28 protein-coding genes are annotated in these 22924 nt (G+C 70.0%); 12 read left to right on the forward strand and 16 right to left on the reverse strand.

Features of this window, described 5'->3' with window-relative positions:
• Position 1 precedes the first annotated feature (1 nt).
• Entirely contained in the window at positions 2 to 409 is a 408-nt protein-coding gene (locus BBK82_RS25985; RefSeq protein WP_065921349.1) for a YciI family protein, read from the reverse strand.
• A gap of 114 nt (positions 410 to 523) precedes the next feature.
• Between BBK82_RS25985 and BBK82_RS25990 the strand changes: the two genes are divergently transcribed.
• From BBK82_RS25990 to BBK82_RS26000, 3 genes are read left to right on the forward strand one after another with little or no spacing between them, the layout of a single operon-like run.
• A complete protein-coding gene (locus tag BBK82_RS25990; protein ID WP_065917351.1) occupies positions 524 to 1096 on the forward strand; it encodes an RNA polymerase sigma factor in 573 nt (190 codons plus the stop codon).
• Complete coding sequence (locus BBK82_RS25995) at positions 1093 to 1974, forward strand: hypothetical protein (RefSeq protein WP_065917352.1); 882 nt, start codon at positions 1093 to 1095, stop codon at positions 1972 to 1974. Before BBK82_RS25990 ends, BBK82_RS25995 begins: the two co-directional genes overlap by 4 nt.
• A 52-nt stretch (positions 1975 to 2026) precedes the next feature.
• Positions 2027 to 2941, forward strand: coding sequence for an alpha/beta fold hydrolase (locus BBK82_RS26000; RefSeq protein ID WP_065917353.1), 915 nt, complete (start codon positions 2027 to 2029; stop codon positions 2939 to 2941).
• Here the strand turns inward: BBK82_RS26000 and BBK82_RS26005 are convergent.
• The gene (locus BBK82_RS26005) at positions 2938 to 4332 is read right to left on the reverse strand and encodes a WS/DGAT/MGAT family O-acyltransferase (protein WP_065921350.1); all 1395 of its coding nucleotides are present in this window, start codon (positions 4330 to 4332) and stop codon (positions 2938 to 2940) included. The genes BBK82_RS26000 and BBK82_RS26005 overlap by 4 nt on opposite strands.
• A gap of 221 nt (positions 4333 to 4553) precedes the next feature.
• On the opposite strand from BBK82_RS26005, the gene BBK82_RS26010 reads away from it, so the two are divergent.
• A complete protein-coding gene (locus BBK82_RS26010) occupies positions 4554 to 5369 on the forward strand; it encodes an esterase/lipase family protein (RefSeq protein ID WP_065917354.1) in 816 nt (271 codons plus the stop codon).
• Between the two features lie 18 nt (positions 5370 to 5387).
• On the opposite strand, the gene BBK82_RS26015 is transcribed toward BBK82_RS26010, so the two are convergent.
• Positions 5388 to 6167: a helix-turn-helix transcriptional regulator gene (locus BBK82_RS26015; RefSeq protein ID WP_065917355.1), complete on the reverse strand. Its 780-nt coding sequence runs from the start codon at positions 6165 to 6167 to the stop codon at positions 5388 to 5390.
• Positions 6168 to 6232: 65 nt separating this feature from the next.
• Between BBK82_RS26015 and BBK82_RS26020 the strand changes: the two genes are divergently transcribed.
• Positions 6233 to 6961, forward strand: coding sequence for an SDR family oxidoreductase (locus BBK82_RS26020; protein WP_065917356.1), 729 nt, complete (start codon positions 6233 to 6235; stop codon positions 6959 to 6961).
• Here BBK82_RS26020 and BBK82_RS26025 read toward each other — a convergent pair.
• Positions 6958 to 7377, reverse strand: coding sequence for a helix-turn-helix domain-containing protein (locus BBK82_RS26025; protein ID WP_065917357.1), 420 nt, complete (start codon positions 7375 to 7377; stop codon positions 6958 to 6960). The genes BBK82_RS26020 and BBK82_RS26025 overlap by 4 nt on opposite strands.
• A 48-nt stretch (positions 7378 to 7425) precedes the next feature.
• Positions 7426 to 8250, reverse strand: coding sequence for a hypothetical protein (locus tag BBK82_RS54325; protein ID WP_237047579.1), 825 nt, complete (start codon positions 8248 to 8250; stop codon positions 7426 to 7428).
• Positions 8251 to 8345: 95 nt separating this feature from the next.
• Between BBK82_RS54325 and BBK82_RS26035 the strand changes: the two genes are divergently transcribed.
• Both BBK82_RS26035 and BBK82_RS26040 read left to right on the forward strand, forming a co-directional pair.
• On the forward strand, positions 8346 to 9239 hold the full coding sequence (locus tag BBK82_RS26035) for an alpha/beta hydrolase (RefSeq protein WP_065917359.1): 894 nt from the start codon (positions 8346 to 8348) through the stop codon (positions 9237 to 9239).
• Positions 9240 to 9244: 5 nt separating this feature from the next.
• Positions 9245 to 10246 carry a serine hydrolase domain-containing protein gene (locus BBK82_RS26040; RefSeq protein WP_065921351.1) on the forward strand — a complete coding sequence of 334 codons (1002 nt, stop codon included), beginning with the start codon at positions 9245 to 9247 and terminating at the stop codon, positions 10244 to 10246.
• On the opposite strand, the gene BBK82_RS26045 is transcribed toward BBK82_RS26040, so the two are convergent.
• A complete protein-coding gene (locus BBK82_RS26045; RefSeq protein ID WP_154697494.1) occupies positions 10234 to 11154 on the reverse strand; it encodes a hypothetical protein in 921 nt (306 codons plus the stop codon). The genes BBK82_RS26040 and BBK82_RS26045 overlap by 13 nt on opposite strands.
• A 67-nt stretch (positions 11155 to 11221) precedes the next feature.
• On the reverse strand, positions 11222 to 12190 hold the full coding sequence (locus BBK82_RS26050; RefSeq protein WP_065917360.1) for a DUF2332 family protein: 969 nt from the start codon (positions 12188 to 12190) through the stop codon (positions 11222 to 11224).
• Between the two features lie 98 nt (positions 12191 to 12288).
• Here BBK82_RS26050 and BBK82_RS26055 point away from each other — a divergent pair, with 98 nt between their 5' ends.
• The gene (locus BBK82_RS26055; protein ID WP_065917361.1) at positions 12289 to 13047 is read left to right on the forward strand and encodes an enoyl-CoA hydratase-related protein; all 759 of its coding nucleotides are present in this window, start codon (positions 12289 to 12291) and stop codon (positions 13045 to 13047) included.
• A 13-nt stretch (positions 13048 to 13060) separates the two neighbouring features.
• Here the strand turns inward: BBK82_RS26055 and BBK82_RS26060 are convergent, their stop codons facing one another.
• From BBK82_RS26060 to trxA, 7 genes are all read right to left on the reverse strand, one after another.
• Entirely contained in the window at positions 13061 to 13660 is a 600-nt protein-coding gene (locus BBK82_RS26060) for an MBL fold metallo-hydrolase (RefSeq protein WP_065917362.1), read from the reverse strand.
• Entirely contained in the window at positions 13660 to 14748 is a 1089-nt protein-coding gene (locus tag BBK82_RS26065; protein ID WP_065917363.1) for an S-(hydroxymethyl)mycothiol dehydrogenase, read from the reverse strand. Before BBK82_RS26065 ends, BBK82_RS26060 begins: the two co-directional genes overlap by 1 nt.
• A gap of 11 nt (positions 14749 to 14759) precedes the next feature.
• A complete protein-coding gene (locus tag BBK82_RS26070) occupies positions 14760 to 15278 on the reverse strand; it encodes a VOC family protein (protein WP_065921353.1) in 519 nt (172 codons plus the stop codon).
• A gap of 196 nt (positions 15279 to 15474) precedes the next feature.
• On the reverse strand, positions 15475 to 15744 hold the full coding sequence (locus BBK82_RS26075; protein ID WP_065917364.1) for a DUF4235 domain-containing protein: 270 nt from the start codon (positions 15742 to 15744) through the stop codon (positions 15475 to 15477).
• The gene (locus BBK82_RS26080) at positions 15741 to 16094 is read right to left on the reverse strand and encodes a DUF3618 domain-containing protein (RefSeq protein ID WP_065917365.1); all 354 of its coding nucleotides are present in this window, start codon (positions 16092 to 16094) and stop codon (positions 15741 to 15743) included. Before BBK82_RS26080 ends, BBK82_RS26075 begins: the two co-directional genes overlap by 4 nt.
• The gene (locus tag BBK82_RS26085) at positions 16091 to 16480 is read right to left on the reverse strand and encodes a phage holin family protein (protein ID WP_065917366.1); all 390 of its coding nucleotides are present in this window, start codon (positions 16478 to 16480) and stop codon (positions 16091 to 16093) included. The genes BBK82_RS26080 and BBK82_RS26085 overlap by 4 nt, the downstream gene beginning before the upstream one ends.
• Positions 16481 to 16539: 59 nt before the next feature.
• Positions 16540 to 16908: a thioredoxin gene (gene trxA, locus BBK82_RS26090; protein ID WP_065917367.1), complete on the reverse strand. Its 369-nt coding sequence runs from the start codon at positions 16906 to 16908 to the stop codon at positions 16540 to 16542.
• 801 nt (positions 16909 to 17709) lie between these two features.
• Here trxA and BBK82_RS26095 point away from each other — a divergent pair.
• From BBK82_RS26095 to BBK82_RS26110, 4 genes are read left to right on the forward strand one after another with little or no spacing between them, the layout of a single operon-like run.
• Entirely contained in the window at positions 17710 to 18612 is a 903-nt protein-coding gene (locus BBK82_RS26095; RefSeq protein ID WP_065917368.1) for an ABC transporter substrate-binding protein, read from the forward strand.
• Positions 18602 to 19423 carry an amino acid ABC transporter permease gene (locus tag BBK82_RS26100; RefSeq protein WP_065917369.1) on the forward strand — a complete coding sequence of 274 codons (822 nt, stop codon included), beginning with the start codon at positions 18602 to 18604 and terminating at the stop codon, positions 19421 to 19423. Before BBK82_RS26095 ends, BBK82_RS26100 begins: the two co-directional genes overlap by 11 nt.
• Positions 19410 to 20168 (forward strand): amino acid ABC transporter ATP-binding protein, encoded by a 759-nt coding sequence (locus tag BBK82_RS26105; protein WP_065917370.1) that lies wholly within the window; start codon positions 19410 to 19412, stop codon positions 20166 to 20168. Before BBK82_RS26100 ends, BBK82_RS26105 begins: the two co-directional genes overlap by 14 nt.
• Entirely contained in the window at positions 20169 to 21839 is a 1671-nt protein-coding gene (locus tag BBK82_RS26110) for an aminotransferase class V-fold PLP-dependent enzyme (protein ID WP_065917371.1), read from the forward strand. It abuts the gene before it with no gap.
• Here the strand turns inward: BBK82_RS26110 and BBK82_RS26115 are convergent.
• Both BBK82_RS26115 and BBK82_RS26120 read right to left on the reverse strand, forming a co-directional pair.
• On the reverse strand, positions 21817 to 22002 hold the full coding sequence (locus BBK82_RS26115) for a DUF397 domain-containing protein (RefSeq protein WP_065917372.1): 186 nt from the start codon (positions 22000 to 22002) through the stop codon (positions 21817 to 21819). The genes BBK82_RS26110 and BBK82_RS26115 overlap by 23 nt on opposite strands.
• Positions 21977 to 22816: a helix-turn-helix domain-containing protein gene (locus tag BBK82_RS26120; protein WP_065917373.1), complete on the reverse strand. Its 840-nt coding sequence runs from the start codon at positions 22814 to 22816 to the stop codon at positions 21977 to 21979. Before BBK82_RS26120 ends, BBK82_RS26115 begins: the two co-directional genes overlap by 26 nt.
• Positions 22817 to 22924: the final 108 nt, after the last annotated feature.

Consider the following 22924-nt stretch of genomic DNA (forward strand, 5'->3'; position numbering starts at 1 on the left):
CCTACTCCGTGATCGTGGGGGCCACGCCGTAGCAGGGGCGCAGCTCCAGCCACTCGTGGATCGGCTTGCCGCCGGCGCCGGGGGCGGCCGAGAGCTCGCCGGCGAGCTCCAGCGCTCGTTCGTAGCTGTCGACGTCGATCAGCATCCAGCCCGCGATGAGGTCCTTCGTCTCGGCGAACGGGCCGTCGGTGACCGGCGGACGGCCCTCGCCGTCGTAGCGGACCCAGGTGCCCTCCTGGGCGAGGGCCTGCTCGCTGACGAACTCGCCGGTCTCCCGCAGCCGGTCCGCGAAGTCCTGCATGTACTTGATGTGCGCGGAGACCTCCTCCGGCGTCCACTGCGCCATCGGCGCGTCGTTGACCGGCGCCGGTGCGCCGCGGTAGTGCTTGAGCAGCAGGTACTTGGCCATGTGGTCCTCCTTCGGCAACTCTGTCAGCACGGGGACGGAGCCGCTCACGGGTTCTCGACATGATCCCCGCGGGATTTCTGCCAACAACCACGGACCCGGCGGACACGAGTAGGCATGACGACCGAAGACCCTGACGACCGGGCGCTGTGGGCGCAGGCCGCCGGGGGCAGTGCGCACGCCTTCGGGGTGCTGTTCGACCGGCACGCCAGAGCGGTCTACAACCACTGCTTCCGGTTGAGCGCGTCGTGGGCGGCCGCCGAGGACCACCTGCAGGCGACGTTCCTGATGGCCTGGCGCAAACGCGACCAGGTCCGGCTGGAACGCGAGTCCGCGCTGCCGTGGCTGCTCACCGTGGCGACCAACGTGGTCCGCAACGAACGGCGGTCGCTGACCAGGTGGCTGCGGCTGACCACCCGCGTTCCCGACGCCGGCCACGTGCCCGACCACGCCGACCAGGTCGCCGACCGGGTCGACGACCAGCGGCGGATGGCCGAGCTGCTCAAGGCCGTGGAGAGGCTGCCGCGCAACGAACGCGAAGCGCTCGCCCTGTGCGTGTGGTCCGGCGTGTCCTACGCCGACGCGGCCGCCGTCCTGGGCATCACCGAGGGCAGCGTGCGGGCACGGGTCAGCAAGGCGAAGTCCCGGCTCAAGAACAGCGATCTCGTGACCGTAGGGGAGGACCGATGACCGGCGTGCTGCCACCCACCCGCGACCTGCCGCCCGGCCGCCAGGCGCGGATCAGGGCCGATCTCGAACGCGCGGTCGCCGGCCGCGGGAGCGTGAGGCGCTACCTCGTGCCGGTGCTCGCCGGTGCGACCGCGGTGACCGCCGTGGTCACGAGCGTCGTGCTGCTCCAGCCTGACCAGGGCCCGGACCCGCAGCCCGCCGTCCACGTCACCACGGACCCGGAACCGGCACAGCGGGAGACCTTCGGCCTGACCCCTGAGCAGATCGCGCAGATCGAACAGGGGTGTGCCGAGGACGCGAAGGTGCCCGACAAGGCGACGTTGTCCAACTACGGCGCAGACGAAGCCGGCCGGTGGGCGTTGCTCTACACCGCCAAGGCCGCCGTGTGGTGCGACATCGGCCGCGGCGGGGAGGAGTACGAGGCCTCGGGCGGGCCCGGCGGTCTCCACGTCGACTGGCTCGCGGGGAACTACTCCACCCACGTCGGCGGGGTGCGGCCCGGCGGCGACTCGCACCCGTTCAAGCCCGCACTGGCGGGTACCGCCGGCTACCGCATCCGCGCGGGCCGGGTCGACTCGTCGGTCGCGCGCATGACCTGGACCGCGTCGGACGGCGGGACCGCGGAGGCCAAGATCGCCAACGGCACGTTCGTCCTGCGCATGCTGTACCCGTCGACGTGGGACGGCGGCGGCGACGCGAACTTCAGCACCGAGCGGCGTGCGTTCGACGCGGCGGGGAACCTGCTCGACCCCGACAGCGACGGCGAGGGGAAGTGCTGGGTGGTGCCCGGCACGAACGAGGCGATCCCCGACTACCGGCCGGTCGACGTCGCGGAGAGCGACGGCCGCAAGTGCCAGCCCGCCAAGCCGTGGAAGTGATGCCGCCAACGGGTGCTACCCACCGGTAGCACCAAGCGACATACTGGTTGGTATGACGACCGTGGCCCACTTCGGCGGCACCAGCCGGTACGCAGACCTCGACGGGCCCGTGCACTGGGTCGACTTCGGTGGACCGGACGCCGGTCCGCGGATCGTCCTGGTGCACGGGCTCGGCGGGTCGCACCTCAACTGGGCGCTGCTGGCGCCGCTGCTCGCCGGGAAGGCCCGCGTCGTGGCCGTCGACCTCGCCGGGCACGGCCTCACGCACCCGGAGGGCCGCCAGACCACCGTGCAGGCCAACGCGCGGCTGCTGGGCCGGTTCCTGCGCCACGTCGTGGAGGAGCCGGCGGTGCTGGTCGGCAACTCGATGGGCGGCCTGATCTCGTTGCTGCACACCGCGCAGGACCCGGACCTGGTCACGGGTCTGGTGCTGGTCGACCCCGCGTTGCCGATGGTGTTCGGCACCCGCCCGGACCCGACGATGCTCAGCACGTTCTTCATGTACTCGGTGCCCGGCCTGGGCGAGCGGTTCCTGGCCAAGGCGAAGACCGTGTCACCGCGCCGGCAGGTCGAACGCGTGCTGCGGCTGGTGTGCGCGGACCCGTCGGGCATCCCGGAGGAGCTCAAGCAGGCCAGCGAACACCTCATCGAGGAACGCGCGAAGGTCGAGGGGCTGGACTCGGCGTTCCTGGCGGCCGCCCGCAGCGTGGTGTTCACGACGTCCAAGCGCGGCGCCTGCTTCGCGGCGATGGACAAGATCCGGGTGCCGGTGTTCCTGATGAGCGGCGACCGCGACCGGCTGGTCAGCGTCGCGGCGGCGCGGTCCGTGGCGCGCAGGCGGCCGCACTGGCGCTACGACGAGTTCGCCGGCGTCGGTCACGTGCCCCAGATGGAGATCCCCGAGGTCGTGTCCGAGCGGGTGCTGGAGTGGATGCACGCCAACCGCCTGAGCACGTCCGCGAGCTAGGCCTGGTCTTCCTCCTCCGCGGCCAGTGCCACCAGCTCGTCGAACCCGGTGCGGATGCCGTCGGCCAGCAGCTGCACGTCCGGCACGCCGTCGAAGTCGGCGTTGATGCCGAACGTGAACCTGTCCAGGTAGGAGAAGATGCCGACCGTGATCCGGATGGTCGAGGCCACCGGCACGTACGGGAACATCTCCACCAGCGGGCGGCCGAGCATGTAGAGCGGGATCCGCGGGCCCGGCACGTTCGTCGTGACGGTCTGCAGGATCTGCTGCGGGAAGCGCATCGCGGTCCGCGAGCCCAGCGCCATCAACGTCGGCGCGGCGAAGTTGCTCAGGTTCGTGATCACGTCGGCGCCCGCCGCCTGCCGCGAGCCCTTCAGGTCGTCCATCTGCGCGCGGATCGACGCGAGCCGCTTCACCGGGTCCGCCTCGCCGACCGGCAGGTTCACCAGCACCGCGCTCACCCGGTTGTTGAGCTCGTTGTGCTGGTTGGCCTTGCGCATCGACACGGGCACCATCGTGCGCACGACCATGCCGTCGGTCAGCTCGCCGCGCTTCTCCAGCAGGTCGCGGAAACCACGCGTGATGGCGGCGAGGATGACGTCGTTGACCGTGCCGCCGGCGGCCCTGCGGATCTGCTTGATCTCAGCCAGGTTCGCCCGCGCCCACACCCAGCGGCGGTGTGGCCCGATAGGACCGTTGAGAGACGTGGCGGCGCTGGTGAACAGGCGGCGCGCGGTGCCGGGCAGGCTGCCGAGCACGGACTTGCCGAAGTCGACGATCTCGGTGAGGGAGCGCAGGTTCCGCGCGAACGCGGGCAGCGCGGCGAGGTGCTGCACCGGTGTCACCACGGCGTCGCGTACCCCGTCGACGACGAGGTCGAGGGTCGACGGCTGCGGCGCCGGCGTCCACTCCGCCGGTTCCGGGAGAACGCTTTCCTGCCGGAAGTCCAGCATGAGCTGCAACATGTCCGAACCGGACACCCCGTCGATCATGCAGTGGTGGACCTTGGAGATGATCGCCCAGCGGCCGCCTTCGAGACCCTCGACGAGCCAGGCCTCCCACAGCGGCTTCGTGTCGTCGAGCTTCTGGGCGAAGATCCGGCCGGCGAGGTTGCGCAGCTGGTCCTCCCCGCCCGGCGAGGGCACCGCGGTGTGCCGCACGTGGTAGAGCACGTTGAAGTGGTCGTCGTCGACCCAGACCGGGCGGCCGACGTGGAACGGCAGCGCCTTCACCTTCTGGCGGTAGCGCGGGACCTGGTCCATGCGCGCCAGGAAGAGGCGGATGACGTCTCCGTAGGACGGCACGGGGCCGTCGAACACCAGGACGGAACCGACGTGCATCGGCACGTTCTCGTCCTCGATGAAGTAGAAGCCCGCGTCCAAGCTGCTCATCCGGTCCACTCGAAAAAGGGTAGAGGAGCTGGTGCTCCTGCTCGACGTCCATGCAGGTGAGAGGCAGTGCACAGCTGTGAGGTTGCCAACGTGTTACCTGGACGTGGCGAATCGAGACTCGAAAGTGCTGGCGAAAAGATCGTTCACGAAACATCATGGGAGGACCGGGCGACGTGGCCCGGGGCGCCGGCTCGGGGTTGTCGACGTGTGGGGAGGCTCATATGTCCGCCGTACCTTCGGACGAGTTCTTCGACGTTCCTGCGGCCACCTCCCTGCACGTGGTGAGAGGCAGCGCTCCCGGTCTGTTCTGGTACCTCACCGAGCCCACCCGCTGCGCGCTCGACGTCGGCGAGTTCGTCGCCACCCGGTCGATGCTGCGCGGTGCTCCCGCCGGTGACGGGCACCCGGTGCTCGTGTTCCCCGGCCTCGGTGCCGCCGACTCCTCCACCGTGATGCTGCGCCGGTTCCTGTCCGGTCTGGGCTATCGCGTGAACCCGTGGGGGCTGGGGCGCAACATCGGGCCGACGCGCCGGGCCGTGGACGGCATGCACGCCTTGGTGAAGAAGGTCTCCGACGAGCACGGCCCGGTGTCGATCGTGGGCTGGTCGCTCGGCGGCATCTTCGCGCGCGAGATGGCGCGCGACCACCCGCGCCGGGTGCGCCAGGTGATCACGATGGGCTCGCCGTACAACATGTCGGATCCCGTGCAGTCACGGGCGATGCCGGCGTTCGCGTTGCTCTCCCGGCTGCACATCCCGCGCGACGAGTTCCCGCCGCCGGAGTCGACCAGGCCGCCGATGCGGGTGCCCGCCACGTCGATCTACTCCAAGACCGACGGGATCGTGTCGTGGGAGTCGTGCGTCGAGGAACCGGGTCCGCTGCGGGAGAACGTCCAGGTGTCCTCGTCTCATCTGGGGTACGGCTTCAACGCTTCCGTGCTGTGGGTCGTGGCCGACCGGCTGGCGCAGGCGGAAGGCACGTGGGCGCCCTTCGCCGCGCCGCCGGGAATGGCCCGCATGTACCCGAACGCCGCCTGAAAGAACAGCTGTGACGGCTCAGCAGGGCCGTGCGTCCGCGTAGACGACCAGCGTCTGGTCGGGCTGCTCGGCGAGGTGGAACGCCGTGTAGGCGTAGTCGAGCGGCCCGGACTCGGGGTGGCGCAGGCGTTTGCGGCCGCTGCCCTGGTCCTGCACCTCGTGGTGCGGCCACCAGGAGCGCACCTCCTGGCTGGCGTCGTGCAGCTCGTCGATCAGCGCCGCGAACCGCTCGTCGCCGGGGTGGCGGCCGGCGAGGGTGCGCAGCCGGGCGAGCAGCCCGCGTGCCTCCTTCTCCCAGTCGACCACGATCTCGCGTGCCAGCGGGTCGGTGAACGTCCAGCGCGCGAAGTTCGGCTTTTCCTGGTGCAGCACCGGGAAAAGCTCGGCAGCTGCCTGGTTGTGGCCGAGCACGTCGTAGGTCGCGCCGATGACGTACGCCGGGTGTGGATGCAGGAGCTGGGGCACGGCCGCGACTTCCGCGGTGATGGTCTCCGCCTCGCGGGTCTGCGGCCTGGTGCGCCCGGCGAGCCGGAACAGGTGGTCCTTTTCGGACGGATCGAGCCCGAGTGCCGAGGCGAGCGCGTCGAGCACCTGGTCGGACGCCTGCACGTCGCGGCCCTGCTCCAGGTACGTGTACCAGGTGGCGCTGATCCCGGCGAGCACGGCGAGCTCCTCGCGGCGCAGCCCGGGGGTGCGGCGCCGGGACGTGCGGGGCAGGCCCGCCTGCGCCGGGGTGAGCCGTTCCCGGCGGCTGCGCAGGAACGTACCCATCTCGCGGCGCTGCTCCGGTGTTCTCATGGCACCCGTAGTACCAGAATAAACGGACTCTGGATACCAGGCTGAGCGCATCGCAGGCTGGGGGCATGGATGACAAGGTTGTGGCGATCACCGGCGCGAGCAGCGGGATCGGTGAGGCGACGGCGGTGCTGCTCGCCTCCCGGGGTGCCCGGCTCGTGCTCGGGGCTCGCCGGTCGGATCGGCTGGCGGCGTTGGCGGACCGGATCTCGGCGGCCGGCGGCACGGCGGTGCACGCACGTACGGACGTGACCCGGCGCGAGGACCTGCACGCGTTGGTGGCATTGGCCCAGGAACGGTTCGGGCGGCTCGACGTGCTGGTGGGCAACGCGGGCGCGGGCCCGATCTCACCACTCGACGACCTGCGCGTCGACGAGTGGGACGAGATGGTCGACGTGAACGTGAAGGGCGTGCTGCACGGGATCGCCGCCGCGTTGCCGGTGTTCCGCTCGCAGCAGTCCGGCCACTTCGTCACCACCTCGTCCACCGCGGCGTTCGGTGTCGTGCCGTCGATGGCGGTCTACGCGGGCACCAAGGTGGCGGTCAGGGCGATCTGCGAGGGGCTGCGGCAGGAGGCGGGGCCTGCCGTGCGGGTGACGACGGTGTTCCCCGGCTTCGTGCACACCGGGTTCGCGGAGGCGTCGAGCAATCCCGAGGTGAGGGCTCGCATCGCCGGCATGCGCGACGAGATCGCGATCCCACCGGACGCGATCGCGCGTGCGGTGGCGTTCGCGATCGAGCAGCCGGCCGAGGTGGACGTGAACGAGATCGTCGTGCGCCCGACCGCGCAGGCCTAGTCGAGCAACTTGAGCGCGGCCAGGGCGAGCTTCGTCCTGGCCAGGTCGGAGACGTCGACGCTGCGGCCGATCTGGTCGAGGCGGCGGGAGACGCTGCTGTGGTGCAGGTGCAGCAGGTCGGCGGCGCGGCGCAGCGAACCGGTGGCGCAGTAGGCGTCGAGCGTGTCCCGGTCCTCTTCGGACAGTGCGGTCAGGGCGACCACGTCGGCGTTGGCGCGCAACACCTCCACGGGCACGTGGGCGAGCAACGCCAGCGCACCCAGGTCGTCGTGGCTGATGACCGGGGTGCGGACCGTGGTGAAGCGGAGGGCGGTGCGGGCCTCGGTCCAGGCGCGGGCCGGGCAGGGGGAGGTGCCGACACCGGCCAGGACGCCGTCCGGGAACCCCGCGAGGTGCCCGGCCAGCACGACGCCCACGCCGTCGACCGCCGCCCTTCACCGGACGGTCCGGGCACACGGCGGCGCTCACCGGTCCAGCGGCAGCTCGGTCACCACAGCGGCCACCCGCAGCGGCAGGCCCGCGGGAAGCCGAGCAGCCGCAACGCCCGTGCGCGGGCCGCCGCGTCGGTGCCGGCGCTGATGACGAGCTCGACCAGGGCGGGGTCGGCCATGGTGGTGCGGGCGGGCCGTAGCGTTCGACCACGGCCGCGGCGATCGCCAGCCGATCGAGGAGCACCTCGTCGAGGGCGAGAGGGTCGCGGCGAGTCGAGTCGGTGTGGCGGCGGGCTGGGACTGTGCGGCGGCCTGGGTGGTGCGGCGGGCTGGGACTGTGCGGCGGCCTGGGTGGTGCGGCGGGCCGGGACTGTGCGGCGGCCTGGGACTGTGCGGCGGCCTGGGTGGTGCGGCGGGCCGGGACTGTGCGGCGGCCTGAGGTGGTGCGGCGGCCTGAGGTGGTGCGGCGGGCTGGGGTTGCGTGACGGGCTGGGTGGTGCGGCGGGTTGGGTGGTGCGGCGGCGGTCCGGGACTGCGCGGCGGTGGGCTGGGCGGTGCTGCCGCGGGGCGTTCCAGCCACACCTGGCCGATCTCCTCGCCGTCCAGCGTGATCGCCGCGACCGACGACCACGGCCCGGCCGGTTCCGGTGCCCGCGTGCCGCCCGGCGACATCCGGACCACCTTCCCGGTGCTGTGCAACCGGATGCCCGCGACGCACTCCGCCAGCCCCGCCGACGCCCGTGCCAGCGCGGGCAGGTCGACCCGGCGGCGCATCAGGGTGTCGTAGAACATCACGACCCTGATCGCACCTTCGACGTGCGAGTCCAGGTTCGACAGCCGGGTCGCCAATGCCTCCATTCCGCCGACGATAGCGACGATCGGTGCGCGACCGAGGCGGATCGGGCGACGGGCGTCGGCTGATCCGCGGGGCGGGACCGAAGAGGATTGCCGGCATGGATCCCGAACTCGAGGCGTTCGTGCCGTTCTTCCCCAAGGCCGAGCTGACGGACGTGGTGCAGGAGCGCCGCTTCCTCGCCGAGCTGGCGGCCGGCATCCCGGCGGAGACCGGTGGCATGGACGTCGAGGACCTCGTCGTGCCCGCCGATCCCGGGGTGCCGGTGCGCGTCTACCGGCCGCACGACGCGCAAGGCGCGGTCATCTGGATGCACGGTGGTGGCTGGGTGCTCGGGGACGTCGTCACCGAGCACCCGTGGGCGTCCAGGGTCGCCGCGCGGTCGAACGCTGTGACGATCTCCGTCGGCTACCGGCTGGCGCCGGAGAACCCGTACCCGGCCGCGTTCGACGACGCCTGGGCGGTGCTCAACTGGGTGCACGACCACGCGGACGAGCTCGGCGTCGACCCCGGCCGGATCGCGGTCGGCGGGCACAGCGCGGGTGGTGGGCTGGCGGCGGCGCTGGCGTTGAAGGCACGCGACGAGCAGGGGCCGCCGATCCGGTTCCAGCTGCTGCACCAGCCGGGGCTCGACGACCGGCTCAGCACCTGGTCGGCCCGCCACTTCACGGACACGCCCTGGTACAACCGCGCCAAGGCGGCCCTGGCGTGGCAGCACTACCTCGGTGGCAGGCCGGCCGACCCCTACGCGGCGCCCGCGCGTGCGGACGACCTGTCCGACCTGCCGCCCGCCTACGTCGCGACGGCCGAGTACTGCCCGAACCGCGACGAGGACCTCGCCTACGCGATGCGGCTCATGCAGGCCGACGTGCAGGTCGAGCTGCACCAGTGGCCGGGGACGTTCCACGGCTCGCAGGCGTTGCTGTCCGCCGACGTGTCGCAGCGCCAGTTCGCCGAGATCGGTGACGTGCTGCGCCGGGCGTTGGCGGGGTGAGCGGGGTGCACGCAGAGTTCCAGCACGCGGTCGACGACGTGCATACAGCCGGTGTACCGGGTGTGTGGGCCGAGCTGCGCGTCGACGGGCAGGTGTGGCGCGCCGCAGCCGGGGAGGCCACGCCGGACATGCGGCACCGGGTCGGCAGCGTGACCAAGACGTTCACCGCCGCCGCCGTGCTGCTGCTGGCCGAACAGCGGCGGATCCGGCTCGACGACCCGATCAGCCGCCACCTGCGGCTCGTGCCGGCCGACCGCGAGATCACCGTGCGCAGCCTGCTGAACATGACCAGCGGCCTCGCCGACTACCGGTTCCTCGCCTTCCCCTCACTGCTGAACGGCTCGCCGCAGAGCCTGGCGGACAACCAGTTCCGGCACTTCTACCCGACCGAGCTGATCAAGCTCGGCGTCGAGGCGCCCGCCGTCGAGCCGGGCACCTACTCCAACACCGGCTACCTGCTGCTGGGCCGGCTGCTGGAGAAGGTCACCGGCACCAAGGCGGAGCGGTTCATCACCCGGCACGTCATCGAACGCGCCGGGCTGCGCAACACGATGTTCCCGACCGGCACCCACATCGAGGGCCCGCACCCGAAGATGTACGAGGCGTTGTCCGGCCTGCTCGACCCGCCCCGCGACTACAGCGTCTACGACATGTCGTGGGTGGGCGTCTCCGCGTCGCTGATCTCGACGCTGGAGGACCTCAACCTGTTCTACGCCGGCCTGTTGGACGGCAAGATCGTCTCGAGGGAGTCGTTGGCGCAGATGAAGGAAACCGGCCCGGTCACCGCTTTCGACGGCTCGCGCGTCGAGTACGGCCTTGGTCTGCACCGGCACGACGACGATCTCCGGGGCCACGACGGCTCGGTGTGGGGCGCGGGCACGTGGTCGTTCAGCAGCGAGGACGGCAAGCGCCAGCTGTCGTTCGCGGTCAACCTCCAGCGGTGGACCGGCGACCCGATTGACGACGCGCTCACCGTCCTGCGGAAGCTGCTCCCTCAAGCCCGGTAGGCGTTGCGCACGTAGGTCAGGCTGAACGTGCCCTTGTTGGAGAAGTACGAGTCGACCAGCTCGGCCGGGTGCGTCGCCAGGTAACCGCGGTAGAACGCGCCGTCGTTCTGGTCGTCCCAGCCCCAGGGCGCGTTCGCCGCGTTGTCCTTGCCGTTGTCGCCCCGGAACGTGCCGAACGACGCGTAGGTCTCGGAGTTGTTGCGCCGCGCCCACATCCCGTTCGCGGCGAACGTGTCCACCAGCCGGTACTTCACGTCCCGGTCGTTGCCGCCGGAGGGCACCTCACCGGTGGCTGCGGGGTAGTAGACCACGCCGTCGCCACCGGGGAAGTCGTTGCCGTCCCAGCGGTACACGCCGTGGCCCTTGGCCTCCTGGCGCGTGGTGGGACGGCCGGACGAGAGCAGCAGCGTGCCGTCGATCGTCTCCGACCCGTTCCGGTACGTCGACCCGGCCGGCACGTAGGAGTAGAAGTCGCTGTGCGCCACCGTGACCGCGGCTTCGAGCCGGCCGAACCCGGAGTCCTTGCGCACCACGAACAGCGCGCCCTCCAGGTCGTTCTCGTGCGTGGTGATGCCGAACGGGTCCGGCTGGTCGTCCCAGTCGCGCGGGTGGAAGAACGAGTAGACCAGGAACCAGTGCGTCTGCGTCTCGGTCACCGAGTAGTAGGCGGCACCGGTGAGGCGGCTCAGCGTCGGCTGGTTCTCCCAGTTGTTCAGCCCGTTCCAGTCACCGTCGAAGTCCACTGTGGACAGGTAGTCGGCGTCGTGGTCGGACGAGTCGGTGTCCTGGTGGTGCACCGGGGCCCAGTGCAGGGCGAGGTCGTAGTCGGAGACGGCGGCCTGGGCGGGAGCGGCGGTGGCGGCGATGCTCGCGGCGAGCAGGACGGCGGTGGCGAGAATGGTTTTCACGCGACCGCAACTTAGAGGGGGACGCCCCGCCGGCACCACGGTGTGCGATTGACCGTTCACGGACTGTTCAGCTGTAGATCGTCACCGTCAACCGGGGGTTCGACCGGAAGTCGACCGCCTCGTACGCCACCCGCGCCAACGGCATCGAGCCCGCCGCCGCGGTCAGCGTGGACTCGATCTCGTGCCGCTCGTCCTCGGTCAGGTACGGCCAGAACGAGCTGTGCCAGACCACCGTGTAGGTGCCGCGTTCGGCCGGTGGCACCAGGTTCTCCCGCAGCCACCGCCCGGCAGGCGACCGCGCGACCTGCACGCCCACCTTGCCCGCCAGCTCGATCGCGTCGTCGAGGTCCCAGCGCAGCGCGTCGTGCTCCGGCGGGATGAACGAGTGCAGGATCATCGCGTGCTTCGGGTCGGCGGGGTCGCGCGGCTGCAGGTCGCACCCGGCCCGCGCGACGATCTCGAACTCCGGCGGCCGCGGTCCCGTGGCCGCGAGCCGCACGGGCGAGTCCTTGTCGCCCCACTCCCAGTTGAGGCCGAACCACCGGTAGCGGTCCAGGATCAGGTTCAGCCCCGCGCACGCGCCGAGCTCCAGCAACCGGATCTTGGGCGCGCCGATCATCGTGAGGCCGCGCAGGAGCCACCCCGCGGTCTTCGGCTGGTGCTGCTGCACGGTTCGGTCCAGCGCCGCGAGGATCTCGCCCGCGTTGTCCACGATCGCCCGCCGCGCCGCCAGCCACGCCAGCAACGCCGTGGAGTCCGACTCGCCCGCCATCGCCGCCGCGTGCGCGCTCGCGAACCGTTGCGACAGCTCGGGAGCACGCCCCGACAACATCAGCAGCCGCACGCCCGCGAGCGCCTGGACGCCGAACAACGGGCTGTGCACCGCGCTGTGCGAGCAGAGCAGGTCCGACACCGGCCCGCCCCGGTCGAGCTCGCTCGCGAGCTCGGAGAGGATGCGCGCGGAGACCGGTGCGCTGCTGCGCAACCGCACCGCGAACGTGCGGAGGGTGGCAGCCCCGGTGCCGGCCGCGGTCACGCGTTCCTCCCGTCTTCGCGGAACTCACTGGCGTGATTGCGTTCCTACCCCAACGAGGCCCGGCGTGCCGCCACAATTCGCGCTGTATCGTGCGGCAAGTGAGTGATTTCCTGGAGCTGACCGCGGCCGGTCCGGTCGCCACGCTGACGATCGACCGGCCGGCCAAGCGCAACGCGATGAGCTACGAGATGTGGTCGGCACTGCCCGGTCTGATGGCCCGCGTCTCGGCCGACGACAGCATCCGCGTGCTGGTCATCCGGGGTGGCGAACACTTCTCGGCCGGTGCCGACATCGCCGAGTTCTCCACCCTGCGCCGGGGTGCGGAAGGCGCCGCGCACTACGGCGAAGCCGTGCACCAGGGTGAGCGCGCCATTGTTCAGCTCGACAAGCCCACGATTGCCGCGATTTCCGGTTTCTGCGTGGGCGGCGGTTGCGAGATCGCGCTCGCCTGCGACATCCGGGTGGCTTCTTCCGACGCGCGTTTCGGCATCACTCCGGCGAAACTGGGCATCGTCTACAACTTCACGTCCACGAAGCAGCTCGTTGACGTGGTCGGGCCGGCGTGGGCGAAGCAGATCCTGTTCTCCGCCGACCTGATCGACTCGGCGACGGCGTTGCGGATCGGGCTCGTCAACGAGGTGACCTCGGACCTCACCACGCGGGTGGCGGAGCTGTCCGAGCAGATCGCCGGGCGGGCGCAGGTGAGCGTGCGGGGCGCGAAGAAGATCGTCGGCTCGATCACCGAGGGCGGGCACGAGGACGACGTCGTGCGGGCGCTGTACGCGGAGGCCGCCTCCAGCGCCGACTACGCGGAAGGCGTGTCGGCGTTCCTGGAGAAGCGGCCTCCGCGGTTCTAGCAGCGACACGCTACTAGAAGCGTTCGGCGTCGATCGTGGTGTCCGGGCCGTGGCCCGTGTGCACCACGGTGGCACCGGGCAGTTCCAGCAGCTTCTCCCGGATGGACTGCTCGATCGTCGGGCGGTCCGAGAACGACCGGCCCGTGGCGCCCGGCCCGCCCTGGAACAGCGTGTCGCCGGTGAACACCGCGCCCAGCGACGGCACGTAGAAGCACACCGCGCCGGGCGAGTGGCCCGGCGTGTGCAGCACGTGGATCTCCGCGCCGGCGACCGTGAGCACCTGGCCGTCCTGCAGCGCCTCGTGCGGGATCACGCCGGTGTGCGTCAGCTCCCACACGATGCGGTCGGCCTGGTGCAGCGCGAGGGGAGCGCCCGTGATGTGCGCCAGGTCCGGAGCCACCCGCACGTGGTCGTCGTGCGCGTGCGTCAGCAGGATCGCCTTGACCTTGCGGCCGTTGACGACCTCGAGGATCGCGTCGACGTCGTGCGGCGCGTCGATCACGACGCACTCGGTGTCGTCGCCGATCACCCAGACGTTGTTGTCGACGTCGAACGTCTCGCCGTCCAGCGAGAACGTGCCGGACGTGACCGCGTGGTCGACCCGCAGCGCCATCAGAACACCACCACCGAACGCAGCACCTCGCCGTGGTGCATCTTCTCGAACGCGCCCTCCACGCCGTCCAGCGGGATCTCCTCGGTGACGAACGCGTCCAGGTCGAACCGGCCCTGCTGGTAGAGGTCGACCAGCATCGGGAAGTCACGGCTGGGCAAGCAGTCGCCGTACCACGAGGACTTCAGCGAACCGCCGCGCGAGAAGAAGTCGATCAGCGGCATCTCCAGCCGCATGTCCGGCGTCGGAACGCCGACGAGCACCACGGTGCCGGCCAGGTCGCGGGCGTAGAAGGCCTGCTTCCACGTCTCCGGGCGGCCCACCGCGTCGATCACCACGTCCGCGCCGAACGAGTCGGTCAGCCGCTGGATCTCCGTCACCACGTCGTCGACGTCGCGGACGTTGATCGTGTGGGTGGCGCCGAAACCCTTGGCCCACTCCAGCTTCTGCGGGTCGGTGTCCACCGCGATGATCTTCGCCGCACCCGCGATGCGCGCACCCGCGATCGCGCCGTCGCCGACACCACCGCAGCCGATCACGGCCACCGAGTCGCCGCGCGTGACACCACCGGTGTTCAGCGCCGCGCCCACACCGGCCATCACACCGCAGCCCAGCAGACCGACCGCGGCGGCACGGGCCGACGGGTCGACCTTCGTGCACTGTCCCGAGTGGACCAACGTCTTCTCGGCGAACGCGCCGATGCCCAGCGCCGGCGAGAGCTTCGTGCCGTCGGTCAACGTCATCGGCTGCGCCGCGTTGAACGTGGAGAAGCAGTACCACGGCTTGCCGCGCTTGCAGGCACGGCAAGTACCGCACACCGCGCGCCAGTTCAGCACCACGAAGTCGCCCGGCTCCAGGTCGGCGACGCCCTCCCCGACGGACTCGACGACACCCGCCGCCTCGTGCCCGAGCAGGAACGGGAACTCGTCGTTGATGCCGCCCTCGCGGTAGTGCAGGTCGGTGTGGCAGACGCCGCACGCCTGGACCTTGACCACGGCCTCACCGGGTCCGGGGTCGGGCACCAGCACCGAGGTCAGTTCGACAGGTTGACCTTTGCCACGGGCCACGATGCCCTTGACCTCTTGCGCCACTGCGCGACTCCTTAGTTGACGAGCGTCGAGCCTTCGAACTTGCCGAGCTCTTCCCGGTAGAACTCAATCCCTACACCGTTGGGGTCGCGGATGTACAGGCTGTCCTCGACGCCCCGGTCGGGCCCCAGGTACTCGATCCCGCCCTCGTCCAGCTTGGCCTTGACCTCGTCGAACCGCTCGGGCGAGATCGACAGCGCCAGGTGCTGCACGGCGCCGATCGTCTCGGAGAACGCCGGGTGGTCGTGACCGGGGAAGTCGAAGAACCCCAGCAGGTTCTTGCTGCCGAGGTCGAAGAAGAAGTGGCTGGAGCCGCGGTAGTCGCGGTTCTCCACGAGCTCCACCAGCGGGAAGCCGAGGAACTCCTGGTAGAAGCGGATGGTCTCCTCGACGTCGCGGCAGATCAGCGCGATGTGGTGGACCCCCTGGGTCGGCGAGCCGCCGCGTTCGGCCAACGGCTTCACGTACCGCTCGCGCAACTCGTCGCGCTTGGCCCTGATCGCGTCCAGCTCGGCACCCTCTGGCTGTGGCATGCGCACCAGGGTAGTTGAGTGTTCAAACTTCCGCAGGGCCGAACGCCCGGCAGCCTGGGGCGTGCCGGGCGTTCGCGGCTGGGTCTGCCCGGTGTTCGTGGGCCTCGACGTGCCCGGGGTTCGCGACCTGGGCGTGCCTGGGGTTTCGCGACCTGGGCGGTGCCGGATGTTTCGGGGACGAGCCTCGTCGCCGGGCTCAGTCTTCCTCGTCGCCGGGCCATTCGCCGGTGAGCTTCTGGAACCCCTTGGCGCCGCCGCGGTCGATCGCGGCCTTGACCAGACCGAAGATGGCGCCCTGCAACGCCGCGGCCAGCAGCACCTCGGACCACGCGCGGTTGCGCATCGTGGCGCTCGGCGCCTCCTTGTCACCCGAGAAGAGCTTCCAGACCTGGCCGAAGATCGCGGTCGCGAGGAAACCTCCCAGCGCGCCGACCAGCATGCCCAGCGGGCGGTACAGGAGCTTCATCGGGTCCTCCTCGTGATCGCCCAGATGGCGGCGATGAGCGCGATCAGCACCGCCGCGATCGCAGCGGGATGCCGGCGCGCCTTCTCGACCTGCGCGGCCACGGGTTCGGGCAGGGAGTCGATCGCCTGGTCGGTCGCCGCGGTCATCCGCACGACCGTCTCGTTCGCCTGCTCCTTGACGCGTTCGGCCGCCTCGTTGGCCTGTGCCTTCACGCGACCGGTCGTCTCGTGCACCTGCGCCTTCACACGCCCCGGCACGTCGACCTTGTGCGCCAACGCTTCCACGGTCTCCCCGAGCTCACGACGGGTGCGCTCGACGTCCCGCTGCAGCTCTTCCCTGGGATCGCTCATCGGTGCGCACTCTCCTTGATCGTCGCGATGTCGCGCTGGACGTTCTCCACCGCCTGCCTCGGCACGGGGGGAGTGGCCTGCTTGACCTGCGAGCGCCCCATCAGCGCCACGACACCGGCGATCAGGAAGAGCCCTCCGGCAACGATGAGAGCCGCCGCCCATCCGGGCAGCACGAGCGAGAGGGCGAGGATCAGGCCGGCGACAACGCTCAGCCCACCCCACCACGCGAACACGCCGGCCGCGCCGAACATCCCGGCGCCGACACCGGCGTGCTTGCCCTTGTCCTTGAGCTCGGCGACCGCGAGGCGAATCTCACCGCGCGCGAGCCTGCTCACCTGCTCGGACAGCTGGCTCACCAGCTGTGCGGTCGACGTGTCGGTGTTCATGGAGGTCGGCTACCCGGAGTAGCTCCGCACGAATCACCTATGTGGGTAAGTGTTGCTGGTCAGCCCTGCTGCTGGGCCTGCGCCACCTTCGCGCGGACCTCTTCCATGTCCACCGCGCGCGCCTGCCCGATCAGGTCCTCCAGCGCGTTGCCCGGCAACGCACCCGGCTGCGCGAACAGCACAACACCCTCGCGCACGATCATCAGCGTCGGGATCGACCGGATCCCGAACGTGGCAGCCAACTCCTGCTGCGCCTCGGTGTCGACCTTGCCGAACACCACGTCCTCGTGCTTCTCCGACGCCGCCTCGAAGGTCGGCGCGAACGCCCGGCACGGCCCGCACCACTCGGCCCAGAAGTCGACCAGGACGATCCCCGAACCGCCGACCACCTCGTCGAAGTTCTCCGTGGTCAGCTCGACCGTCGCCATGTGGTCCTCCTCGTAGGTTGGCTGTCCGTTCCAACGATGATCCCTCCTCCGGAATTCCCGTCGTGGTCCGGGCTGCCGGGGTCGAGGGGTCCGGGCTGCTCTGGGTGGAGGGCCGGGGCGGGGTGGCGTTGGGAACGCTTCGGGGCTGGTGGGTGGCTTGCCCAGGCTTCCGGCCGGTCGTCCGGCCTGCCCGGCGTTCGCGCCACGCACCACGCCCGGCATCTGCCTCGCGCCACGGCCGGCGTCCGCACGGCGGCTGCCGTCCCGCACCACGCGCCACGGCTGGCTGCCGCTTCGCGCACCACGGCTGGCTGCCGCTTCGCGCACCGCGGCCGGCGTCCGGCACCACGCGCCACGGCTGGCTGCCGCTTCGCGCACCACGGCTGGTGCCGCTTCGCGCACCGGCTGGTGCCGCTTCGCCACCACGGCTGGCTGACGTTCTGCCCACCACGGCTGCCTGCCGCTTCGCGTGCCGCAGCCAGCCTCCGCGTCGCGCGCCTCGGTGACCGCCGAACGCCCACCTCCTCACCGCGGCCTCAACCACCGGCGGGCGGTCGTTCTCGTGACACCCACCGAACCCTCCTTCACTTCGCACGGCCCGCCCGCCTCCTTCCTTCTGTCGCGGCGGAGATGTCGTGGCAGTCGGGACGTGGAGAAGGACGCTGGTGAGGACGGATCAGGACAGGGTTCACCTGTTCGGGGGACGGCACCCCGCCGCCGCAGCGCTCCCGTGACCTGCGGTGGATCACGATTTCAACTTTTTGTGGACGTCTTCAACTCCGCGTTGTACGGTTCCCGGCCATGAAGCCGCGCCTGCTCGTGACCACGCTGCTCGTCGCCACGCTCACCGCGTGTGGCGGCACGTCTGACAACGCGCAGACGACCCCTCCGCCGTCCTCCGACCTGTCCAGTGTCAAGAAGGACGACACGCTTGCCGCGCTGGTGCCGCCCGCCATCGCGCAGACCGGCAAGCTGCGGGTCGGGTCGAACATCCAGAACCCGCCGAACAACTTCTACAAGGAGGACGGCAAGACCCCGCAGGGGTCCGAGGTCGACCTGATCAACGCGATCGCCGCCAAGATCGGGCTCAAGGCCGAGCACAGCGACATGGCGTTCAGCTCGCTGATCACCAGCTTGGAGACCGGGCGCGTCGACGTGACCATGGCGGCGATGAACGACACCGCTGAGCGCCAGCAGAAGATCGACTTCGTCGACTACTTCACGTCCGGCATCACGATCATGGTGCAGAAGGGCAACCCGCAGGGGGTCAAGGGGCCGGACGACCTCTGTGGCAAGGGGGTCGCGGTCAACCTGGGCAGCTCGCAGGAGACGTTCGCCAAGGAGCAGAGCCAGAAGTGCCTCGCCGCCGGCAAGCCCGAGGTGCAGGTCAGTGTCACCGACAGCGACACCGGCAACCAGAACCAGCTGCGCACCGGCCGCGTCGCCGCGATCCTCAACGACCTGCCGACCGCCGTGTACGTCGCCAAGACCGCGGGTGACGGCGGCTTCTTCGAGGTCGTCGAGCTCGCGCCGATCAACGGCGGGCCGTACGGCATCGGCGTCAACAAGCAGAACGCCAAGCTCAGCGAGGCGATCAAGGGTGCGCTGCAGGCCCTGATCGACGACGGCACCTACGCCAAGATCCTCGGCAACTGGGACATCAAGCAGGGTGCGATCACCAAGGCCGCGATCAATGGCAAGTGAGCTGAAGGAACGTGAGGAACTGACGGTCGTCCCGCTGAGCCACCCGTGGCGGTGGATCAGCGGGGGCCTCATCGTCGTCGTGCTGGCCGGCCTCGGCTGGGCGATGGCGGAGGCGCAGATCCAGTGGGAGCACGTGCCGGGATTCTTCGCGCACCCCGTCATGCTCGAAGGCCTGGTCAATACCATCGTGCTCGCCGTCGCGGCACAGGGCGGCGCGATCGTGCTCGGTGTGGTGATCGCGCTGATGCGGCTGAGCGCCAACCCGGTCGCCCGCTGGTTCGCCGTCGGGTACATCTGGCTCTTCCGCGGTCTGCCGGTGCTGCTGCAGATCCTGATCTGGTTCAACCTCGCGCTGGTGTTCCAGAACATCAGCATCCCGATGCTGTTCAGCGTGCCGACCAACGTGGTCATGACCGCGTTCGTCGCCGCGCTGCTCGGGTTGGGGCTCAACGAGAGCGCGTACATGGCCGAGATCGTCCGCGCCGGTCTGTCCAGTGTGGATCCCGGGCAGACGGAGGCGGCCAAGTCGATCGGCATGACGCCGTCGGCGACGCTGCGCAGGGTCGTGCTGCCGCAGGCGATGCGGGTGATCATCCCGCCGACCGGCAACAACTTCATCAACATGATCAAGGGCACGTCGATGGCGTCGGTGATCGCGTTCCTGGAGCTGATCCACGCCGCGAACAACATCGCCTCGCGCAACCTGGAGATCATGGAAACCCTGTTCGCCGCCGCGGCCTGGTACCTGGTGATGGTGTCGCTGGCGTCGGTCGGGCAGCACTACCTGGAGCGTGCGTATGGCCCTCGTTGAGGCCGTTGGGGTCCGCAAGTCGTTCGGTCACACCGAGGTGCTCAAGGGCATCGACATGGAGGTCGAGCGCGGGGAGGTCGTCTGCCTGCTCGGTCCGTCCGGTGCCGGCAAGTCGACGTTCCTGCGGTGCGTCAACCACCTGGAGACCATCGACGCCGGCCGGATCTGGGTCGACGGCGTGCCGGTCGGGTTCCGCGCGGCCGGCGGCAAGCTGTACGAGCTGAAGGAACGCGACGTCGCCCGGCAGCGCCGTGACGTCGGGATGGTGTTCCAGCGGTTCAACCTCTTCCCGCACCGCACGGCGCTGGAGAACGTCTTCGAAGGTCCGGTCCAGGTGCTCGGCGTCAACCGGGCCACCGCGGTGAAGGAGGCGCGGGACCTGCTGGAACGCGTCGGGCTGGCGGACAAGGCCGGTGCGTATCCCGCGCAGCTGTCCGGTGGCCAGCAGCAACGTGTTGCGATCGCCCGCGCACTGGCGATGAAACCCAAGCTGATGCTGTTCGACGAGCCCACGTCAGCACTCGACCCGGAGCTCGTCGGTGAGGTGCTCGACGTGATGACCGGGCTGGCCCGCGACGGCATGACGATGATCGTGGTCACCCACGAGATCGGCTTCGCGCGCTCGGTCGCCGACCGCGTGGTGTTCCTCGTCGACGGCGCCGTCGTGGAGACCGGCACCCCGGCCGACGTGTTCAACAACCCGCAGCAGCCGCGCACGCAACAGTTCCTCGCAAAGGTGCTCTAGGTGATCAACTCCTCGTACCTCGCCCAGTTCCGCGAACCGGAGGGGTACCTCGACTTCGCCCGCTTCGGCCCGCCGTCCATCCCGGTGGTGGCGGCCACGGCCCGGCTGATGGAGCAGGCGTCGCTCGCCGGTCCCTCCACAGTGGACACGCTGATGCGCGAGGAGCAACGCGTCAAGGCCGCCGCCGCGCGGTTGTGCCGCACCGACACCGACCACGTGGCGCTCGTCCCGAACACCTCCACCGGCCTGTTCCAGGCCGCGTTCGGGCTGTCCGGCACGGTCATGTACTCGGCGGCGGAGTTCCCGTCCAACACCTACCCGTGGGTGCGCGCGGGCCTGCCGTCGGTCGTGTTCGACGGACCGGTGGCGCCCGCCGCCGTCGCAACCCGCCTGACGCCTGAGGTTTCCGCGCTCTCGGTGTCCGCTGTGGACTTCCGCACCGGCTACCGCGCGGACCTGGCGGCGTTGCGCGAGGTCATCGGCGACCGCCTGCTGATCGTCGACGGCATCCAGGGGTTCGGCGTGGTCGACGAACCGTGGGAGCTCGCCGACGTGCTCGTGGTCGGCGGCCAGAAGTGGCTGCGGGCGGGCTGGAGCACCGGTTTCGTGGTGCTGTCGGACCGCGCGCTGGAACGGCTCCAACCCGTGTTCTCCGGCTGGACGGGCGCGGTGGACGCGGGCCTGTTCGACAACGAGGTCCACGCCGCCGCCCCCGACGCTGCTGCGTGGAACGTCACCAACCTCTCCCCGGTCGTGTCCGGTGCCTTCGCGGAGGCGCTGGAACTCGTCGAACTGGCCGGAGTGGGCGAACTCGACACCGCGGTCGGCGAGGTCGTCGCGGAACTGGAGGAGATCGTCCGGTCGTGCGGCGGCCGGATCGTCTCGGCCCGCGAACGGCGGGCCGGCATCCTGGCTTTCACGATGGCCGAAGCCGCGCCGGTGGTGGGGGAGGCCTTGAACGCCTTCGGCATCACCGCGACCGTCCGCCCGGAGCACGTCCGGTTGTCACCGCACGCCACCACGACCCGCGGCACCCTGGAACGCGTCCGGGCGGCTCTCAAGTCGTTGTCCAGCACGGCGACCTCGACGGTCCCGGCGGCGCTGTCGGCGTTGCTGCCCACCGTCGACAGCCTCGCCTCCGCGCTGGGCCCGGACACCGAGGTCGTGGTGCACGACCTGTCCCGGCTGCCGAACTCGATCATCGCGATCGCGGGGTCGCTGACCGGACGGCAGGTCGGTGGGCCGATGACGGACCTGTTGCTGGGGCTGGTGCGGCGGGGGACGACCACGGACATGCCCGGCTACGAGACCTATGCGCCGGACGGCCGCGCGATCTGGTCGTCGACGACCTTCGTGCGTGACGCTGCCGGGGTGGCGGTGGGGTGTTTGTGCGTCAACAAGCTGGCGGCGCACGAGCCCACCGCGTCCGGGCCGGTCGAGTCGTTCCCGCAGGACGTGGACACGCTGCAGCGGGTGCTGGTGGAGAAGGCGATCGCGGATGTCGGGGTGCCGGTCGAGCTGATGAAGAAGGTGCACAAGTCGCAGGTGGTGCGGGTGTTGGACGAGGCCGGGTTCTTCCTGATCCGGGACTCGGTGGACCACCTGGCGAGCGTCCTGGAGGTCACCCGCTACACGATCTACAACTACCTCAACGCGAACCGAGGGACCTGAGCAGCGACTGCCAGGCGGGAGACGAGAACGCGAGCACGTCGCCGCTCGCGTTCTTCGAGTCCCGCACGAGCGCGTTGTGGTCCAGGGACACCTCGACGCAGGCACTGCTTTCGCTGCCGCCGCCGCTGTAGCTGCTCTTACGCCAGGTCCGTTCCTGCGCCATGAGGATCCTCTCGAAGTCGGCTGACGTACTCCATCAGCTTGCTCTTCGATTGTTCCTGATCCAAGGCCAACGCTTCCAGTCGCCGGAACAGGCGAGTGACGTGGTCGATGGCGGCGCTGTCTTGAGCGAAGACCTGGGCCACATCGGTATCGGTGTAGGCGAGTGATGGCGCCTTCTCGAACTCAAGAAGTGCGCAGCCCGCCATCAGCACGATGTCGTCGTCAGGCACGATCCGCAGCATGTGCGTGTTGAAGAGCATGTGGAGGTACTGCTCTTCCATGACTCTTCTGTCCCCGACGTAGGTCTGCAGGGCTCGTTCGAGGACGTAGATCCTGATCTCCGGCCTTCTCGCGCCGCGCAGGATCGTCTGTCGGTTCATGCGGTTCTGCACACAGATCGGGATTCTCTCCGGGGCTATGAGACCCGTCTTGCGGTACAACGCGTCCGCGTACTCCGCAGTCTGGACGAGGCCGGGGGCGGTCATGACGTCCACCCAGGTGATCTTCGTGGCCGTCGCCTCGGCCATCGTGAGGGTGCGCAGGTTCTCCGGCATCTGAGCGAGCATCGGGTCGAAGGCGTGGCGGTACCGGGCCTGGAACGCCTCGATGTACTCCAGGTCCTTGCCGCACACCGTGAGGTACTGGATGATGTCGCCCGCGCTCGCGTGCGCCTTCCCGTGTTCGATGGTGGAGACCTTGCTCGGGTCCCAGCCGAGCCGGTTCGCCATGGCACGGCCGTGCAGCGCCGTGCTCGTCTCCCGGATGAGGCGCAGCTCGTCGCCGAGATCCCGGCTGTACGCGGTGGAGTTGGTCATGACCTCCGACGCTATTGCTTGAAGCCGTTTCAAGGTACGGACACGTTCGGGTGGAAACGGCGCTTGTTCTGGACCGATCCTGCGTTTACCGTCACGAGGTGTGAGAGC

Source organism: Lentzea guizhouensis, from assembly GCF_001701025.1.
GTDB lineage: Bacteria > Actinomycetota > Actinomycetes > Mycobacteriales > Pseudonocardiaceae > Lentzea > Lentzea guizhouensis.

Coding starts and splice junctions, on each gene's coding strand:
- BBK82_RS25985 (WP_065921349.1), bottom strand. CDS start 409: ATGGCCAAGTACCTGCTGCTCAAGCACTACCGCGGCGCACCGGCGCCG.
- BBK82_RS25990 (WP_065917351.1), top strand. CDS start 524: ATGACGACCGAAGACCCTGACGACCGGGCGCTGTGGGCGCAGGCCGCC.
- BBK82_RS25995 (WP_065917352.1), top strand. CDS start 1,093: ATGACCGGCGTGCTGCCACCCACCCGCGACCTGCCGCCCGGCCGCCAG.
- BBK82_RS26000 (WP_065917353.1), top strand. CDS start 2,027: ATGACGACCGTGGCCCACTTCGGCGGCACCAGCCGGTACGCAGACCTC.
- BBK82_RS26005 (WP_065921350.1), bottom strand. CDS start 4,332: ATGAGCAGCTTGGACGCGGGCTTCTACTTCATCGAGGACGAGAACGTG.
- BBK82_RS26010 (WP_065917354.1), top strand. CDS start 4,554: ATGTCCGCCGTACCTTCGGACGAGTTCTTCGACGTTCCTGCGGCCACC.
- BBK82_RS26015 (WP_065917355.1), bottom strand. CDS start 6,167: ATGAGAACACCGGAGCAGCGCCGCGAGATGGGTACGTTCCTGCGCAGC.
- BBK82_RS26020 (WP_065917356.1), top strand. CDS start 6,233: ATGGATGACAAGGTTGTGGCGATCACCGGCGCGAGCAGCGGGATCGGT.
- BBK82_RS54325 (WP_237047579.1), bottom strand. CDS start 8,250: ATGGAGGCATTGGCGACCCGGCTGTCGAACCTGGACTCGCACGTCGAA.
- BBK82_RS26035 (WP_065917359.1), top strand. CDS start 8,346: ATGGATCCCGAACTCGAGGCGTTCGTGCCGTTCTTCCCCAAGGCCGAG.
- BBK82_RS26060 (WP_065917362.1), bottom strand. CDS start 13,660: ATGGCGCTGCGGGTCGACCACGCGGTCACGTCCGGCACGTTCTCGCTG.
- BBK82_RS26070 (WP_065921353.1), bottom strand. CDS start 15,278: ATGCCACAGCCAGAGGGTGCCGAGCTGGACGCGATCAGGGCCAAGCGC.
- BBK82_RS26075 (WP_065917364.1), bottom strand. CDS start 15,744: ATGAAGCTCCTGTACCGCCCGCTGGGCATGCTGGTCGGCGCGCTGGGA.
- BBK82_RS26080 (WP_065917365.1), bottom strand. CDS start 16,094: ATGAGCGATCCCAGGGAAGAGCTGCAGCGGGACGTCGAGCGCACCCGT.
- BBK82_RS26085 (WP_065917366.1), bottom strand. CDS start 16,480: ATGAACACCGACACGTCGACCGCACAGCTGGTGAGCCAGCTGTCCGAG.
- trxA (WP_065917367.1), bottom strand. CDS start 16,908: ATGGCGACGGTCGAGCTGACCACGGAGAACTTCGACGAGGTGGTCGGC.
- BBK82_RS26095 (WP_065917368.1), top strand. CDS start 17,710: ATGAAGCCGCGCCTGCTCGTGACCACGCTGCTCGTCGCCACGCTCACC.
- BBK82_RS26100 (WP_065917369.1), top strand. CDS start 18,602: ATGGCAAGTGAGCTGAAGGAACGTGAGGAACTGACGGTCGTCCCGCTG.
- BBK82_RS26105 (WP_065917370.1), top strand. CDS start 19,410: ATGGCCCTCGTTGAGGCCGTTGGGGTCCGCAAGTCGTTCGGTCACACC.
- BBK82_RS26115 (WP_065917372.1), bottom strand. CDS start 22,002: ATGGCGCAGGAACGGACCTGGCGTAAGAGCAGCTACAGCGGCGGCGGC.
- BBK82_RS26120 (WP_065917373.1), bottom strand. CDS start 22,816: ATGACCAACTCCACCGCGTACAGCCGGGATCTCGGCGACGAGCTGCGC.